Genomic DNA, 18,181 nt, shown 5'->3' with positions numbered 1-18,181 from the left:
GCTGGGAAATTGAAAGTGGTTTTGAGGAAACGAAGGGGGAATGTGGCCTGGATCATTATGAAGTGCGGCAATGGCACAGTTGGTATCGGCACATTACCTTATCGCTATTAGCTCATGCGGTGCTGGCGGTCTTGCGGATACGGGAGAAAAAAAACACCGGCAGGATTGGTAGCCCTGAGTATCCCGGAACTGCGTAAGCTGTTGTCAAAATTGATGGAAAAAACGGGAGAGGCAGTCGAACAGATTTTACATTGGTCAGACTGGCGGCGGCGACACCAATACTATGCACAACAATGTCATTACCGTCGTCGGAATAACCCTATGGTGACAGAGCAATTACGGCTGTAGTACTAGACACGCCTACACAATGGAAGAATAACAGTGGCAAATTGTCAGGAGAAACACTGAACCTGAAAGCACCTGTTCTGGAAAATCAGAAAGGAACTATCCAGCAAACAGGAAACACACCTCTGCAACTGACACAAAAGACCTTGGATAATACCGAAGGAGAGTTGCTGAGCGCTGGAGATCTGAACATGACAGTGGGAGCACTGAATAATCAGCAAGGCAAGATTGCCGCTAATGCGCAGGCAACATTGACAACAGGCGATATCAATAACAAAGAAGGCAAAATTGTCGCGAATAGAGGGCTAAAAGTAAGCAGTCAAGCATTAGATAACACTGTCGGTGAATTGCTGTCTGCGACCGCTCTGATCGTGGATACGCAGAATCAGAGGTTGATTAACCAACAGGGAGTGATTGCATCCAATCGCAAAACTACTCTGAAAACGGGTGAAATCAATAATACGCAAGGTCAGATCGCTGGTAATGAGGGACTGGAAATTACCAGTCAGGCGCTGGATAACACCGCGGGTAAATTGCAATCGTTCGCGGATGTGACCGTGGATACGCAGGGTCAAAAGCTGACGAATAACTTCATTAAAATTATTGACGAAAATGAAGGAAAACCTACCGTCTCGTTTAAAGTCGGTCAAATTGTCAGTAACCAAACATTGATCTTCTACACAGGTGAATTGGAGAACGAAAAAGGTCAAATTTCTGCCAAAGAAGGGGTAACAATCACCAGCTCGGCACCGGAGAACGCCGAGGGGAAATCACAGCCTACGGTAGTTCGTAATGCTGGCGACATTGGTGCGCAAGCGGGGGATGTCATACTCAATGTAGACGGTAAAATTGAAAATAGTGGAACAATTACCGCAGCGGGACATACCATATTAAATGCGAACAGCATCAATAGTACTAACCAAGGCACGTTAGCCGCAGGTATTGATAATGATGGAAAAGCCACCGGTACTGGCAATCTGGTGTTGAATGGCCGCCATGAAGTGATAGCTAATGGGAAAAATCTGGCAGGCGGAGATTTGCAAGTAGTCGGCGATAGGATCGATTTGCAACAAAGCAAAACCTATGCCACCAATATTAGGTTGACGGCCACACAGGCTGATGTGGATACCTCTCATGGAACATTAGTTGCCAAACATGAGCTGAACCTGGATACGCCTACACAATGGAAAAATAACAGTGGCAAATTGTCCGGGGAGGTACTGAACCTGAAAGCACCTGTTCTGGAAAATCAGGAAGGGACTATCCAGCAAACAGGAAACACTTCTCTGCAACTGACTCATGATATTCTGGATAATACCGGAGGAACATTACTAAGTGGTAATGATCTGAACATGACAGTGGGAGCGATGAATAATCAGAAAGGTAAGATTGCCACCAATGCTCAAATAACGTTAACAACAGGCAATATCAGTAACAAAGAAGGTAAAATTATCGGGAATCGCGGGCTGAAAGTAAGCAGTCAGGCGCTGGATAACACCGAAGGTAAATTGCAGTCTGCGGCGGAACTGACCGTAGATACGCAGGGACAAAAACTCACCAACCAACAAGGCGTAATTACCTCTAATAGCAAAACCACACTGACAACCGGTGATATCAATAACACGCAAGGTCAAATTATTGGTGATAAAGGGCTGGAAATTACCAGCCAGACGCTGGATAGCACAGAAGGAAAATTACTGTCTGCCACCGATCTGACTGTGGATACCCAAGGGCAAACACTCACCAACCAACAAGGTGTCATTGCGTCCAATAGCAAAACCACGCTGGCAACGGGTGTTATTAATAACACTAAAGGCCAAATTGCCGGTAATAAAGGGCTGGAAATTACCAGCCAGGCGCTGGATAACACCGAAGGCAAATTACAGTCTGTGGCTGAACTGACTGTGAATACCCAAGGGAAAGCACTCACCAATCAGCAAGGTATGATTGCCTCCAATAGTAAAACAACACTAAAAACGGGTGATATCAATAATACGCAAGGTCAAATTGCCGGTGATAAAGGGCTGGAGATTACCAGTCAGGCGCTGGACAGCACTAAAGGAAAATTACTGTCTGCCGCTGATCTGACGGTGGAGACGAAAGGGCAAACACTCACCAACCAACAAGGTGTGATTGCGTCCAATAGTAAAGTCACACTGATAACCGGTGATATCAACAATACGCAAGGTCAAATTACCGGTGATAAAGGGCTGGAGATTACCAGTCAGGCGCTGGATAGCACAGAAGGAAAATTACTGTCTGTCGCCGATCTGACAGTAAATACGAAGGATCGTGCTCTGATTAACCAACAAGGTGTGATTGCGTCCAATAGCAAAGTCACACTAAAAACCGGTGATATCAATAACACGCAAGGTCAAATTGCCGGTGATAAAGGGCTGGAGATTACCAGTCAGGCGCTGGATAACGCCGCAGGTAAATTACAGTCTGTGGCTGAACTGACTGTGAATACCCAAGGGAAAGCACTCACCAACCAGCAAGGTATGATTGCCTCCAATAGCAAAGCCCTACTGACAACCGGCTATATCAATAATACGCAAGGTCAAATTACCGGTGATAAGGGGTTGGAAATTACCAGTCAGGCGCTGGACAGCACTGAAGGGAAATTACTGTCTGCCGCCGATCTGACGGTGGAGACGAAAGGACAAAAACTCACCAACCAACAAGGTGTGATTGCCTCCAACAGCAAAGCCACACTGACAACCGGCGACCTCAACAATATAAACGGTCAAATTTCGGGTAATGAGGGACTGACAATTACCAGCCAGACGCTGGATAACACCACCGGGAAATTTCTGTCTGCCGCTGATCTGACCGTAGATACGCAGGGACAACAGCTTATCAATGCTGAGAAAGGCCTGATTGCGTCCGATGCCAAAACCACGCTGACAGCCGGTGTAATCAACAATACCAAAGGCCAAATCGCCGGCAATAAAGGACTGACGATTACCAGTCAGGCACTGAATAACACCGAAGGTAAACTGCAATCTGCGGCGGCGTTGACGGTCAATACGCAGGATCAGGAGCTGATTAACCAGCAAGGTGTGATTGCCTCCAATAGTAAAACTACACTAAAAACGGGTGATATCAACAATACGCAAGGTCAGATCGGTGGTAATGAAGGCGTGGAAATTACCAGTCAGGCACTGAATAACACCGAAGGTAAACTGCAATCTGCGGCGGAGTTGACGGTCAATACGCAGGAGCAAAAACTCACCAACCAGCAAGGCATCATTGCGTCGAATGCCAAGACCACGTTAACAGCTGGCGATATCAACAATATCCGAGGTGAAATTTTAGGTGATAAAGGACTGGCAATTAGCAGTCAGGCGCTGGACAGCACTGAAGGGAAATTACTGTCTGCCGCCGATCTGACGGTGGAGACGAAAGGACATAAACTCACCAACCAACAAGGTGTGATTGCCTCCAACCGCAAAGCCACACTGACAACCAGCGACATCAACAATATAAACGGTCAAATTTCGGGTAATGAAGGACTGACGATTACCAGTCAGGCGCTGGATAACACCACTGGGAAACTGCAGTCTGCCGCTGATCTGACCGTAGATACGCAGGGACAACAGCTTATCAATGCTGAGAAAGGCCTGATTGCATCTGATGCTAAAACCACGCTGACAGTCGGTGTAATCAACAATACTGAAGGCCAAATCGCCGGCAATAAAGGCCTGAAGATTACCAGCCAGGCACTGAATAACACCGCAGGCAAATTGCAGTCTGCGGCGGAGTTGACGGTCAATACGCAGGATCGTGCTCTGATTAATCAACAAGGTGTGATTGCGTCCAATAGCAAAGTCACACTTACAACCGGCGACATCAACAATATAAACGGTCAAATTACCGGTGATAAGGGGTTGGAAATTACCAGTCAGGTGCTGGACAGCACTGAAGGGAAATTACTGTCTGCCGCCGATCTGACGGTGGAGACAAAAGGACAAAAACTCACCAACCAACAAGGTGTGATTGCCTCCAACAGCAAAGCCACACTGACAACCGGCGACCTCAACAATATAAACGGTCAAATTTCGGGTAATGAGGGATTGACGATTATCAGCCAGGCGCTGGATAACACCACCGGGAAATTGCAGTCTGCCGCTGATCTGACCGTAGATACGCAGGGACAACAGCTTATCAATGCTCAGAAAGGCCTGATTGCGTCCGATGCCAAAACCACGCTGACAGCTGGTGTAATCAACAATACCGAAGGCCAAATCGCCGGCAATAAAGGCCTGACGATTACCAGCCAGGCATTGAATAACACCGCAGGCAAATTGCAGTCTGCGGCAGCGTTGACGGTCAATACGCAGGATCAGGAGCTGATTAACCGGCAGGGTGTGATTGCGTCCAATAGCAAAACCACACTAAAAACCGGTGATATCAACAATACGCAAGGTCAGATCGGCGGCAATGAAGGCGTAGAAATTACCAGTCAGGCACTGAATAACACCGAAGGTAAACTGCAATCTGTGGCGGCGTTGACGGTCAATACGCAGGAGCAGAAACTCACCAACCAACAAGGCATCATTGCATCTAATGCCAAGACCACGTTGACAACGGGGGAAATCGACAATATCCGAGGTGAAATTTTAGGTGATAAAGGACTGACAATTAGCAGTCAGACGCTGGATAACACCGAAGGGAAACTGTTGTCTACCACCGACCTGACGGTGGATACGCAAGATAAGATGTTGATTAACCAACAGGGCGTGATTGCTTCCAACAGCAAAGCCACACTGACAACCGGCGATATCAACAATAAGAAAGGCCAAATTTCGGGTAATGAAGGACTGACGATTACCAGCCAGGTGCTGGATAACACCACCGGGAAATTGCAGTCTGCCGCTGATCTGACCGTAGATACGCAGGGACAACAGCTTATCAATGCTGAGAAAGGTCTGATTGCATCCGATGCCAAAACCACGCTGGTAGCCGGTGTAATCAACAATACCGAAGGGCAAATCGCCGGTAACAAAGGACTGAAGATTACCAGCCAGGCATTGAATAACACCGCAGGCAAATTGCAGTCTGCGGCGGAGTTGACGGTCAATACGCAGGAGCAGAAACTGACCAACCAGAAAGGCATCATTGCGTCTAATGCCAAGACCACGTTGACAACGGGGGAAATCGACAATATCCGAGGTGAAATTTTAGGGGATAAAGGACTGGCAATTACCAGCCAGACGCTGGATAACACCGAAGGGAAACTGTTGTCTGCCGCCGACCTGACCGTGGATACGCAAGATAAAATGCTGATTAACCGGCAGGGTGTGATTGCGTCCAATAGCAAAACCACACTAAAAACCGGTGATATCAACAATACGCAAGGTCAAATTTCAAGTAATGAAGGACTGGAAATTACCAGTCAGGCGCTGGACAGCACTGAAGGGAAATTACTGTCTGCTGCCGATCTGACGGTGGAGACGAAAGGACAAAAACTCACCAACCAACAAGGTGTGATTGTATCCAAGAGCAAAGCCACACTGACAACTGGCGATATCAACAATAAGAAAGGCCAAATTTCGGGTAATGAGGGACTGACGATTACCAGTCAGGCGCTGGATAGTACCGCCGGGAAATTGCTGTCTTCCGCTGAGCTGACCGTAGATACGCAAGGGCAACAGCTTATCAATGCTGAGAAAGGTCTGATTGCGTCCGATGCTAAAACCACGCTGATAGCCGGTGTAATCAACAATACCGAAGGGCAAATCGCTGGCAATAAAGGACTGAAGATTACCAGCCAGGCATTGAATAACACCGCAGGCAAATTGCAGTCTGCGGCGGAGTTGACGGTCAATACGCAGGAGCAAAAACTCACCAACCAGCAAGGCATTATTGCGTCTAATGCCAAGACCACGTTGACAACGGGGGAAATCGACAATATCCGAGGTGAAATTTTAGGTGATAAAGGACTGGCAATTACCAGTCAGACGCTGGATAACACCGAAGGGAAACTGTTGTCTGCCACCGACTTGACCGTGAATACGCAAGATAAGATGTTGATTAACCAACAGGGCGTGATTACATCCAACAGTAAAGCCACACTGAAAACCGGCGACATCAACAATACGAAAGGCCAAATTTCGGGTAATGAGGAACTGACGATTACCAGTCAGGCGCTGGATAACACCACAGGGAAATTGCTGTCTGCCGCAGAGTTGACCGTAGATACGCAGGGACAACAGCTTATCAATGCTGAGAAAGGTCTGATTGCATCTGATACCAAAACCACGCTGACAGCCGGTGTAATCAACAATACCGAAGGGCAAATCGCCGGTAACAAAGGACTGAAGATTACCAGCCAGGCATTGAATAACACCGCAGGCAAATTACAGTCTGCGGCGGAGTTGACGGTCAATACGCAGGAGCAGAAACTGACCAACCAACAAGGCATCATTGCGTCGAATGCCAAGACCACGTTAACAACGGGGGAAATCGACAATATCCGAGGTGAAATTTTAGGGGATAAAGGACTGGCAATTACCAGTCAGACGCTGGATAACACCGAAGGGAAACTGTTGTCTGCCGCCGATCTGACCGTGGATACGCAAGATAAAATGTTGATTAACCAACAGGGCGTGATTGCCTCCAACCGCAAAGCCACACTGAAAACCGGCGACATCAACAATACGAAAGGCCAAATTTCGGGTAATGAGGGACTGACGATTACCAGCCAGGCGCTGGATAACACTACCGGGAAATTTCTGTCTACCGCTGAGCTGACCGTAGATACGCAGGGACAACAGCTTATCAATGCTCAGAAAGGTCTGATTGCGTCCGATGCCAAAACCACGCTGGCAGTCGGTGTAATCAACAATACCGAAGGCCAAATCGCCGGCAATAAAGGCCTGAAGATTACCAGCCAGGCATTGAATAACACCGCAGGTAAATTACAGTCTGCGGCGGGGCTGACGGTCAATACGCAGGATCAGGAGCTGATTAACCAGCAAGGTGTGATTGCGTCCAATAGTAAAACCACACTGACAACCGGTGATATCAACAATACGCAAGGTCAGATCGGCGGCAATGAAGGCGTGGAAATTACCAGTCAGGCATTGAATAACACCGAAGGTAAACTGCAATCTGCGGCGGCATTGACGGTCAATACGCAGGAGCAAAAACTCACCAACCAGCAAGGCATCATTGCGTCTAATGCTAAGACCACATTAACAACGGGTGAAATCAACAATACTGAAGGCCAAATCGCCGGCAATAAGGGATTGACGATTACCAGCCAGGCATTGAATAACACCACAGGTAAATTGCAGTCTGCGGCGGAGTTGACGGTCAATACGCATGAGCAAAAACTGACCAACCAACAAGGCGTAATCTCATCCAATGCTAAGACCACGTTGACAACGGGGGAAATCGATAATATCCGAGGTGAAATTTTAGGTGATAAAGGACTGGTAATTAGCAGCCAGACGCTGGATAACACCACCGGGAAATTGCTGTCTGCTGCTGACCTGACCGTGGATACGCAAGATAATATATTGATTAATCAACAAGGTGTGATTGCCTCCAACCGCAAAGCCACACTGACAACCGGCGATATCAACAATACGAAAGGCCAAATTTCGGGTAATGAAGGACTGAAGATTACCAGCCAGGCGCTGGATAACACCACAGGGAAATTACGGTCTGCTGACGATCTGACCGTGGATACGAAAGGACATAAACTCACCAACCAACAAGGTGTCATTGTATCCGATAGCAAAACCACACTGAAAACCGGTGATATCAACAATATCAACGGTCAAATTTCGGGTAGTGAGGGACTGACGATTACCAGTCAGGCGCTGGATAACACTGCCGGAAAATTGCTGTCTGCCACTGAGCTGACTGTGGATACGCAAGGGCAACAGCTTATCAATGCTCAGAAAGGTATGATTGTGTCCGATGCCAAAACTACGCTGGCAGCCGGTGTAATCAACAATACCAAAGGTCAAATCGCCGGCAATAAAGGACTGACGATTACCAGCCAGGCGCTGGATAACACTGGAGGGAAATTACAATCTACCGCCGATCTGACCGTAGATACGAAAGGACAAAAGCTCACCAACCAACAAGGCATCATTGCGTCTAATGCTAAGACCACGTTGACAACGGGTGAAATCGACAATATCAGAGGTGAAGTTTTAGGTGATAAGGGGGTGAAAATTACCAGTCAGGTACTGGACAGCACTGAAGGGAAATTACTGTCGGCTGCCGATCTGACCGTAGATACGAAAGGACACAAACTCACCAACCAACAAGGTGTAATTGTCTCCAACAGCAAGGCCACACTGACAACTGGCGACATCAACAATATAAACGGTCAAATTTCGGGTAATGAGGGACTGACGATTACCAGCCAGTCGCTGGATAACACCACCGGGAAATTGCTGTCTGCTGCTGATCTGACCGTAGATACGCAGGGGAAACAGCTTATTAATGCTCAGAAAGGTCTGATTGCGTCCAATAGCAAAACCACACTGACAACGGGTGATATCAATAATACGCAGGGTCAAATTACCGGTGATAAAGGGCTGGAGATGACCAGTCAGGCACTGAATAACACCGAAGGTAAACTGCAATCTGCGGCGGAGTTGACGGTCAATACGCAGGAACAAAAACTCACCAACCAACAAGGCATCATTGCATCTAATGATAAGATCACGTTGACAACGGGAGAAATCGACAATATCCGAGGTGAGATTTTTGGTGATAAGGGGATGAAAATTACCAGTCAGGCGCTGGATAACACCGAAGGGAAACTGTTGTCTGCCGACGACCTGACAGTAAATACACAAGATAATGTACTGATTAACCAGCAAGGTGAGATTGCCGCTAATGCCAAAACCACGCTGACAACCAGTGATATCAATAATACGAAAGGCCACATCGCGGGCAATGAAGGGTTGATGATCACCAGTCAGGCACTGGATAGCTCCGCAGGCCAGTTGCTTTCTGTTATGGATATCAGTATTGATACTCAAGGCAAGAAATTCACTAATAAGCAAGGCAAATTAGCTGCAGAGGGAGCAGTCACATTACACAGTGGTGACTTGGATAACCAGCAAGGGATCATCATTGCAAATACGCAAGCTAAATTGGAAACAGGCGACCTTGATAATACAAAAGGTCAGATAGCGGGTAATGATGGTGTCAACCTACACAGTAAAGTGCTGAACAATACTGAGGGTAAATTACAATCTGCAGCGGACCTGATGGTAGATACACAAGGACAGCTATTCACCAATAAGCAGGGGTCACTGGCCGCAGATGGGCAGACTACTTTACATACAGGTACAGTAGATAACCAACAAGGGCAGATTCAGGGCGGAACCGGGCTGATTATTGATACTGGTACTCAATCGTTCGCCAATCCTCAAGGGAAGCTCCTCTCGCTGGGCACGACCAATATCAAAACTCATTCGTTAAATAACCAGCAAGGCCAGCTACAATCGGTGGGTGATATATCACTGATTGTGCCTGAGAAAATCGACAACCGTGATGGGCTCATCCGTGGTGGAAAAGCATTGTCCATCAGTACAGATACCCTTATCAATATCGGTACCCTGAACGAAAAAGATAAAGGCATAGAAGCGAACAACCTGTTTTTAACAGCAACGGAACTCAATAATATAGCTGGCGCAATTCGGTCGACTTCTGAACAGGTATTACATGTTAAAAATTCAGTAGATAATAGTCGAGGGCTTATCAGCAGTATTGAACGCCTGACGGTGTCAGATGAAAATAAAAATTCACTCGGAATTGTTAACTCTGATGGAACTCTGATTGCAGGTAAGCAAGCGCAGGTAGAGGCAAAAAGTTTGAGTGGCGATGGGAAAGTCTTGTCACAAGGTGATATGGAGATCAGCTTAACCAAGGCCTTCACCAATATAAAAACGGTTGCTGCTAATGGCAATGTGGACCTACGTTCAGAAATGGAAGTAACCAACAAGCATCAGATTCTGGCTGGTAATACACTGAAAATAGAAGCGCCACAGGTCAATAACACTGAAGTGGCAGAGATCAGTGCGGTTAATACCCATATTAAAGCAGAAAACCTACTGAACAGTGGTTTGATCGACGGTGCACTCACTCATATTGAAACCTCGGTAATGACCAACCAAGGCACAGGGCGTATTTACGGCGATCAGGTGGCAATAAAATCCGAAACGTTGAAAAATCTGAAAGAGCGAGATAAAAGCGCTGTTATTGCTGCTCGTGATCGGCTGGATATCGGTGTCGATGACATGCTGTTAAATCAGGATCACGCTTTGCTTTATAGTACAGGTGATATGCGAATTGGCAGCCGTCTGGATGAAAACTATCATGCGGCAGGGCAAGCGGGAAGAGTGAATAACTACAGCGCGAATATTGAAGCAGGCGATAACTTGTTTATCAAAGCTGCCCTGCTGGAGAACAAAGATATTCATCTGAAATTGTCGGATAAACCCGTGGAAATTGATCGTGAGCAACGTCATCAGTTTCAGGGATCGGGCGCCAGTACAGTTTATAATGCCACTGATGAAGGTGTTAGCTACGACGTTGATGGACGTGAACACACGCTTTCGACACCGGAAGATTTTTACAAAAACTTCGCTGAATACAAATACGATCATGTGACTTCTGAAACGCAAGTAGAGAATAAAGATCCCGCTACTATTATGTCCGGTAAAAACCTGACTTTAATGGGCTATCAATACACCAATGAAAATAGCCGTATTTTAGCGGGTGGTGATTTGCAGGAAGCAGTAGGCAAGTTGGACAATCTGGAAGCAACGGGGCAACGCGTTATTACGGATGTGGATACTGATGGAAACGGCAGTATTTGGCATTCAAAACCGAAAAAAAGAAGAATGGGTAAAAAGAAGAGTAGTAGCAGAACGTTTAGCAATTATGGCCCCTTTGAAACCGTTACCACATTGCCGTTACATCTGATGGAATATCAGGCTAATACTCACAGTGCTGGTATCGGCGGTTCACCGGATGCCCGTCAATCTCTGGCGTTGACAGATAATCCAATAGAAACAAGTCATATTGCTACGCGGGGTGGAAACTTAAGCGTAGATACGCCGAATTCGTCAGTCTTAATAAAAACAACGAGTGCAACAAACGCATTAGAATCGGTCAAAGTGACTAATGCAACGAACACATTAGAACCTGTCAAAGTGGCTAATGCAATAAACGCATTCGAGTCTGTCAAAGTGGCGGATGCGACAAACTCATTAGAGCCTATGAAAGTAGCGGACGCGACAAACGCATTCGAGTCTGTGAGAGTGCCGGATGCGACAAACGTATTAGAGCTTGTGAAAGTAGCGGGTGCGGCAAACGCATTAGAACCGGTCAAAGTGGCGGATGCGGCAAACTCGTTAGAACCTGTCAAAGTAGCGGATGCGACCAATACGTTAGAACCTGTGAAAGTGGCGGGTGAGACAAACGCGTTAGAACCTGTGAAAGTGGCAGATGCGACAAACGCACTAGAGCCTGTGAAAGTAGCGGATGCGACAAACGCATTAGAACCTGTAAAAGTGCCGGATGCGGCAAACGCGTTAGAGCCAGTGAAAGTGCCGGATGCGACAAACGCGTTAGAGCCAGTAGCAGTGGCGGATGCGACAAACGCGTTAGAGCCAGTAACAGTGGCAGATTCATCAAATCAGTTAGATCTGATAATGCCGACAGACTTACCAAACCAGGTAGAACTGGATAATCCAAATAAAATACAGACGGTACCTGTTCAGAACGTACGCCCCGGACAAGAATCAGACATTCGCCGTATTCAGGTGGACACCCATTTGCCGGATAACAGTTTATTTACCATAAATCTTGGGAATTCTAACAAGCCCTTAGTCGAAACTGATCGTCGTTTTACCGATCATAAGACTTGGTTAAGTACGGATTATATGCAGAAGCAGTGGGACAACAACCCTAATAATATACATAAACGTCTGGGTGATGGTTTCTATGAACAGCGGCTAATACGTGACCAAATAGTGCAGTTGACGGGTCATCGCTATCTTGACAATTACAGCAATGATGAAGAGCAGTTTAAAGCGCTGATGAATTCAGGTGTAGCCTTTGGCAAGCATTACGGACTGACACCGGGTATTACCCTGACATTTTCACAAATGGCGCTGTTGACAACCGATATAGTTTGGTTGGAAAACCGTCAGGTTACCTTATCAAATGGCTCGGTACAGACTGTAGTGGTACCGCAGGTCTATGCGCGGGTAAAACAGGGTGAACTGACTGGTAGCGGAGCATTGATGACAGGACAGCGAGTACTGGCAAATGCCTTGCAGGATATTACTAACAGCGGGCAAATTTCCGGACGGGCAGTCACTCATCTCACTGCTGAAAATGTGCGGAACCAGGGAGAAATCAGAGGTAATCGGGTAGAGGTGCAAGCCCGCGCGGATATTAGCAATCTGGGTGGACAAATCCGAGGGAATGACAGTGTGACGTTGTTGGCTGGTAACAACCTGACCAGTGCGACAACCGTAGGTAGTCAGGGTACTGACCAGTGGGTTGACCGTACTGCAGGTATCTATGTCACCAATGATCAGGGTGAATTGACTCTGTATGCAAATAATAACCTCACCCTGACCGCCAGTGAAATTGTCAATAAGGGTAAACATGGGGCAACAACACTGAGTGCTGGTAATGACCTACGTATTAATACTGTCACAACGGAAACAACCCGTAATCATGACTGGGACAGCAAAAATTACCTACATCAGTATGAAAAAACTGATGTCGGCAGCATATTGAACAGTGAAGGTTCTATGCAACTACTGGCTGGCAATGATCTGAAAGTGAAAGCTGCTGAAGTTGTTGCAGGTGATAATTTACACGTTCAGGCAGGACGAGATATGACACTGGAGTCCGGTGAAATGCAACGTTCACTGACGGAACACCATTATCGTAAAGATAAAAGTCTCCTCTCCTCCGAATCAACGGAAACCCATGATGAAGTTCATCAGCGCCAAGCACTGAGTACGACACTGAGTGGAAATAAGGTGACAGTGAAGTCCGGACAAGATTTGCATGTCAAGGGCAGTAATATTGCGGGTACAGAGGATGTTGCACTGGCTGCCGGACGGGATGTTCAGGTGACGACTGCCGTAGAATCGTTTACTGAGCAGCACGTGAAGCAAGAGAAAAAATCCGGCCTGTTGGGAACAGATGGAATTGGCTTTATGGTGGGCAAAACCAGTCAGAGGGGAACTACAGACAGTGATAACGCGAGTGAAAAAGCCAGCATCATTGGCAGTAGTCAGAATAACCTTACCGTTACTGCGGGACGCGAAGTCAAAGTACATGGTAGTGAACTAATTGCCGGTAAGGATCTGACAATTAGTGGCAGCAATGTACAGATTGACGCTGGGCGTAACAAACTGACCCGAAATGAGACTTTCGAACAAAAAACTAAAGGGTTGATGGTGACTCTCAACGGTTCTGCTGGTAGCCCTGCTGCTGCAACTCTTTATACCGCACATCAAGCGAAGCAAGGAAACGACAATCGAGTATCGGCATTATATGCAGTGAAAGCAGCATTAAATGGCGCGCAAACCTTTCAAGATACAGCAGAAGAAAATGCTGTCACAGGTCATGATACGATGACGCCATCTTTTGGAATCAATGCCTCGATTGGTTCGCAAAAAAGTTCTTCTTACTCTCATAAAGAATCGGATGTTGTGACAGGTTCTACTCTGAATGCAGGTAATGATTTATCTATTACAGCAACAGGACAAGGTCAAGGATTTGATGCTGGTAAATTAGCTATTTCAGGTAGTCAGCTCAAAGCGGGTAATAATACCGTTTTACAAGCTGAAAAAGATATCGAGCTGAATGGAGCCGAAAATACTTACAAATCTGATAGCAAGAATAGCAGCAGTAGCAGCAATATTGGTGTCAACATGACTCTTGGCATGGAAAAGGGCATCACTATGACACCTGACTACAATGCCAAGAGCAGCAAGGGTTTTGAGAAGGAGAATGGAACTACTTGGGTTGAAACGAAAGTAGAAAGTGGTAAGACTATTATCTTGAATAGTGGTCGAGATACTACATTCGCGGGTGCTCAAGTCAGCGGGGAAATAGTTAAAGTCGAGGCTGGTCGTGATGTCATTCTTACCAACCAGCAGAACGTTGATCATCATGAATCTAATCAGACAGATTCTTCCACGGTGACTGGCAAATTGTCGAAAACCAAGTCAACAACATATGACAAAGTTGATCAGCAAACTGCGAAGTCCAGTACGCTTAGTGGCGATCATGTGGGTATACAGGCAGGCCGTGATATTAGCGTTGAAGGTAGCAACATCGTAGGTACTCAGGATGTCAATCTGACTGCCAACCGTGACGTAAATATCACAACGGCAGGAGAGTTCCAGTCTGTTACTCATCTGAATGAAGAGAAAAAATCAGGCCGAATCAAATCGGGTGGCGTCAGCGCCATGTTTGGAAAGAGTCGAGATACCGTAACAGTAGACAGTGATGGTAGCAGTGAAAAAGGCAGCATCATTGGCAGCAGTGAGGGTAGCTTGAATGTCACTGCGGGTCGTGAACTATCGGTGCACGGTAGTGAAATGATTGCTGGCAAGGATATGATCCTGAAAGGACAAGAAGTCACTATCACTGCCAGTGAGAACCAACTTAATCAGAACCAGACTGTAGAACAGAGAAAAACGGGAGTGAAGGTTGCTCTGTCCGGTACAGTTGGTAGTGCTATTAATACAGCAGTAGAAACAGCACAACAGATCAATGAGGAAGATGATAGTCGTCTGGCAGCACTTAAAGGCACAAAAGCGGCACTGAGTGGTGCTCAAGCCATGCAGGCTATGCGGATGGATTCAGCACAGGGTAATGATCCATCAAGCGATAATGGTTTCGGTGTTAAGGTTTCCCTGGAAACTCAATCCTCCAAATCTACACAGGAACTGCGTCAGAACTTCTCTCAAGGCAGCAGCCTGACAACAGGGGAAAACCTTTCCATTACGGCGACAGGCTCGGGTGACAAAGGAACAGATGGTGATATCACGGTACAGGGTAGTCAGCTACAGGCGGGTAAAGACGTCAATCTGTCTGCCAACCGAGATGTTAATTTAGTTTCTGCAGAAAACCGTCAATTGCAGGATGGTAAAAATAAGAGCAGTGGTGGTAGCGTAGGGGTAGGCTTGACAGTCGGTTCCAGTGGTACTGGAATCCAATTCTCAGCAAGTGCCAACAAAAGCAAAGGCTTTGAAAAAGGGACCGGTACTACTTATACAGAAACTACTGTGAATGCCGGTAATGAGGTGAAACTCACGAGCGAGCGTGATGCCAACCTTGTGGGAGCACAGATAACGGGTGAAACTGTGAAGGCTGAGGTGGGACGTAATCTGACCCTGCAAAGCCAGCAGGATAGCGCCAGTTATGATGCTAAACAGGTCAGCGCAGGTGCATCGGGAAGCTTCACTTACGGTACAATGACAGGTTCAGGTAGTGTAAACGTCAGCCGTGAAAAGATGCACAGCAACTATGATTCGGTGCAGGAGCAGACGGGGATCTTTGCGGGTAAAGGCGGCTTTGATATCAAAGTGGGTGAACATACTCAGCTTGATGGGGCTGTCGTCGGCAGTACTGCAACAGCGGATAAGAACCGACTGGAGACAGGCACCATGGGTTTCAATGATATTGAAAACAAAGCGGACTATAAAGTTGAGCACCAAAGTGCAGGTTTTAGTGCTAGTGGCAACGTTGGTAATAATGCAGCTAAAAATCCGATGGCTGTTCCTAATGGAAACCCATTAAGCGGTGCTGATAAGAGCTCTCTGCCGACTATGGCAATGGGAATGCCTGTGGGTGGGAATCGTGAAGGTCATGACAGTTCTACGACCCACGCGGCAGTGAGTGAAGGTACACTGGTTGTTCGTGACACGGAAAATCAAAAACAGGATGTAGCTGAATTGAGTCGGGATGTAGAACATGCCAACCAGACTCTCAGTCCGATCTTTAACAAAGAGAAAGAGCAACGCCGGATACAGCAAAGCCGCCTGATTGGGGAAATCGGTGGCCAGATGATGGACATTGCGTCAACAGAAGGTAAAATTCGTGCGACCGAGGCTGGTAAGAAGGCATTGGCGGATAAAGGCCAGCCTGAGCCAGGCAAAGATGCCCCAAAAGAAAAGAGAGAAAAATACTATTCGGACTTACAGAAGACAAAAGCGTATAAGGACGAATGGAATAAATGGGGTACAGGCAGTGATCTGAATAAAGCCATGATGGCTGCTACTGCGGCAATACAAGGATTGGCAGGAGGTGACCTGCAAGCAGCAATAGCGGGAGGCTCAGCGCCATACTTGGCAGAATTAATTAAAGTTAAGACCACTGATCCTGAAACCAAAGAAGTAAACAAAGCGGCCAACGCAATGGCCCATGCTGTATTGGGTGCCGTAATGGCAAAAGCCAATGGTAACAATGGATTGGCAGGCGCAGCGGGAGCCGCTGGTGGTGAGTTGATGGCGCAGGTGATTGCTAAAGAACTTTATCAGGCTGAAACACCGGAGCAAATCGGTCAATTAGAGGAAGAAAAACGGCAAACTATCAGCGCATTGTCTACACTTGCGGGAGGACTGACGGGGGGGATTACCGGGGATAGTTCGGCAAGTGCTGTAGCGGGCGCGCAGACGGCGAAGAATGCGATTGAGAATAATGCGCTGGCCTCGCGAAATCTGGGTGATTGCCGCACGCTGTCACCGGAAGCGTGCGGCAAGGCTAAGGAGCTGAGCCAGCGCATTCTGGATAAAGGTCTGCCGTCGGTTGAAGACATGCGCGGTAAACTGGCATCGTGTCAGGATGACAGCTGCCGTAAAGGGGTCTGGACGGAATATCGACAGGCCAGTGATGCGACCATCAACAGCCTGAAACAAATGGCGTTGAATGGAGAGTTAAGCCGCGAAGAGCTGGCATTCATCAACCATGAGCTGGGCAAGGAACTGGCCGTCTCAGGTTACCGTGCCAATGACAAGCTAGGCCGTTCAGAGCAGAGCAGCTGGTTAAATGGCGGTAGTGGACCACTCTCCGGGTTCTTTAATACTGAACTGCGCCAAAAAGAGCTGGAAAACGCCGGGTTATCCAAGGCGGATGCGGCGCAGTACGTGAAGGAGGAGCAGCGTAACCTGATGTTGCTGGAGACTGCGGTCGGGGCTATTGGGGGAGCAGCCAGTAATAAGATCCAGGCGAAGCCATTATCTGTATCATCAAAAAATAATGTTGATAAAAGCGTTCCGGCGGAAGCTACTCAAGTACAGCCTAACCAAACGGCTAATGTGGGAGCAAAAGGAAATAACGCATCTGCAAATCAGCCTAATAATGCGTCAAAAGGTGCGACAGGCAATATCTCGACGTTTAATCCTAATGAAATCAGATTCTCACAGAACACGGTTTCATATAATAAAACCGAAAGAGGAAGTGGTGTGAAATACAGTTATGACGACCTTGTTTCAGGTATGAAAAAAGATGGTTGGAAAGGTGACCCTGTTGATGTTGTAAAAATGCCTGATGGGAAATTTACCAGTATGGATAACACTCGTATAACTGCTGCGAGAGAAGCGGGTATTGATATTAAGGCTAATGTTCGTAGCTTCGATGATAAATTAACTCCAGCAGAATCAATCAGGTTTTCTGACCCCAGAAGAGGACTTGAGCCTAAAACTTGGGGAGAGGCAATAACAGGACGGATTAATAAGCAAACTGGTGGTTTTAGTAAAAATAACCCCTATGGTTCCGATGCTCCTCCTAGAATAACTGGAAAATCAAAGGATTAATTTAT

General features: G+C 47.0%; 2 protein-coding genes and 1 pseudogene. All 3 read left to right on the top strand.

The annotated features are described in order from the left end of the window. Positions 1 to 197: pseudogene (locus Xets_RS09625) on the top strand (IS701 family transposase); the annotation flags it as partial. A gap of 4 nt (positions 198 to 201) precedes the next feature. Further along, positions 202 to 348 (top strand): hypothetical protein, encoded by a 147-nt coding sequence (locus Xets_RS09620; RefSeq protein WP_167450507.1) that lies wholly within the window; start codon positions 202 to 204, stop codon positions 346 to 348. A 41-nt stretch (positions 349 to 389) separates the two neighbouring features. Next, positions 390 to 18,176 carry a hemagglutinin repeat-containing protein gene (locus tag Xets_RS09615; RefSeq protein WP_187651517.1) on the top strand — a complete coding sequence of 5,929 codons (17,787 nt, stop codon included), beginning with the start codon at positions 390 to 392 and terminating at the stop codon, positions 18,174 to 18,176. Positions 18,177 to 18,181 lie beyond the last annotated feature (5 nt).

The organism is Xenorhabdus sp. TS4, assembly GCF_014467265.1.
GTDB lineage: Bacteria > Pseudomonadota > Gammaproteobacteria > Enterobacterales > Enterobacteriaceae > Xenorhabdus > Xenorhabdus ehlersii.
This window is presented reverse-complemented; position numbering and strand designations above follow the sequence as displayed.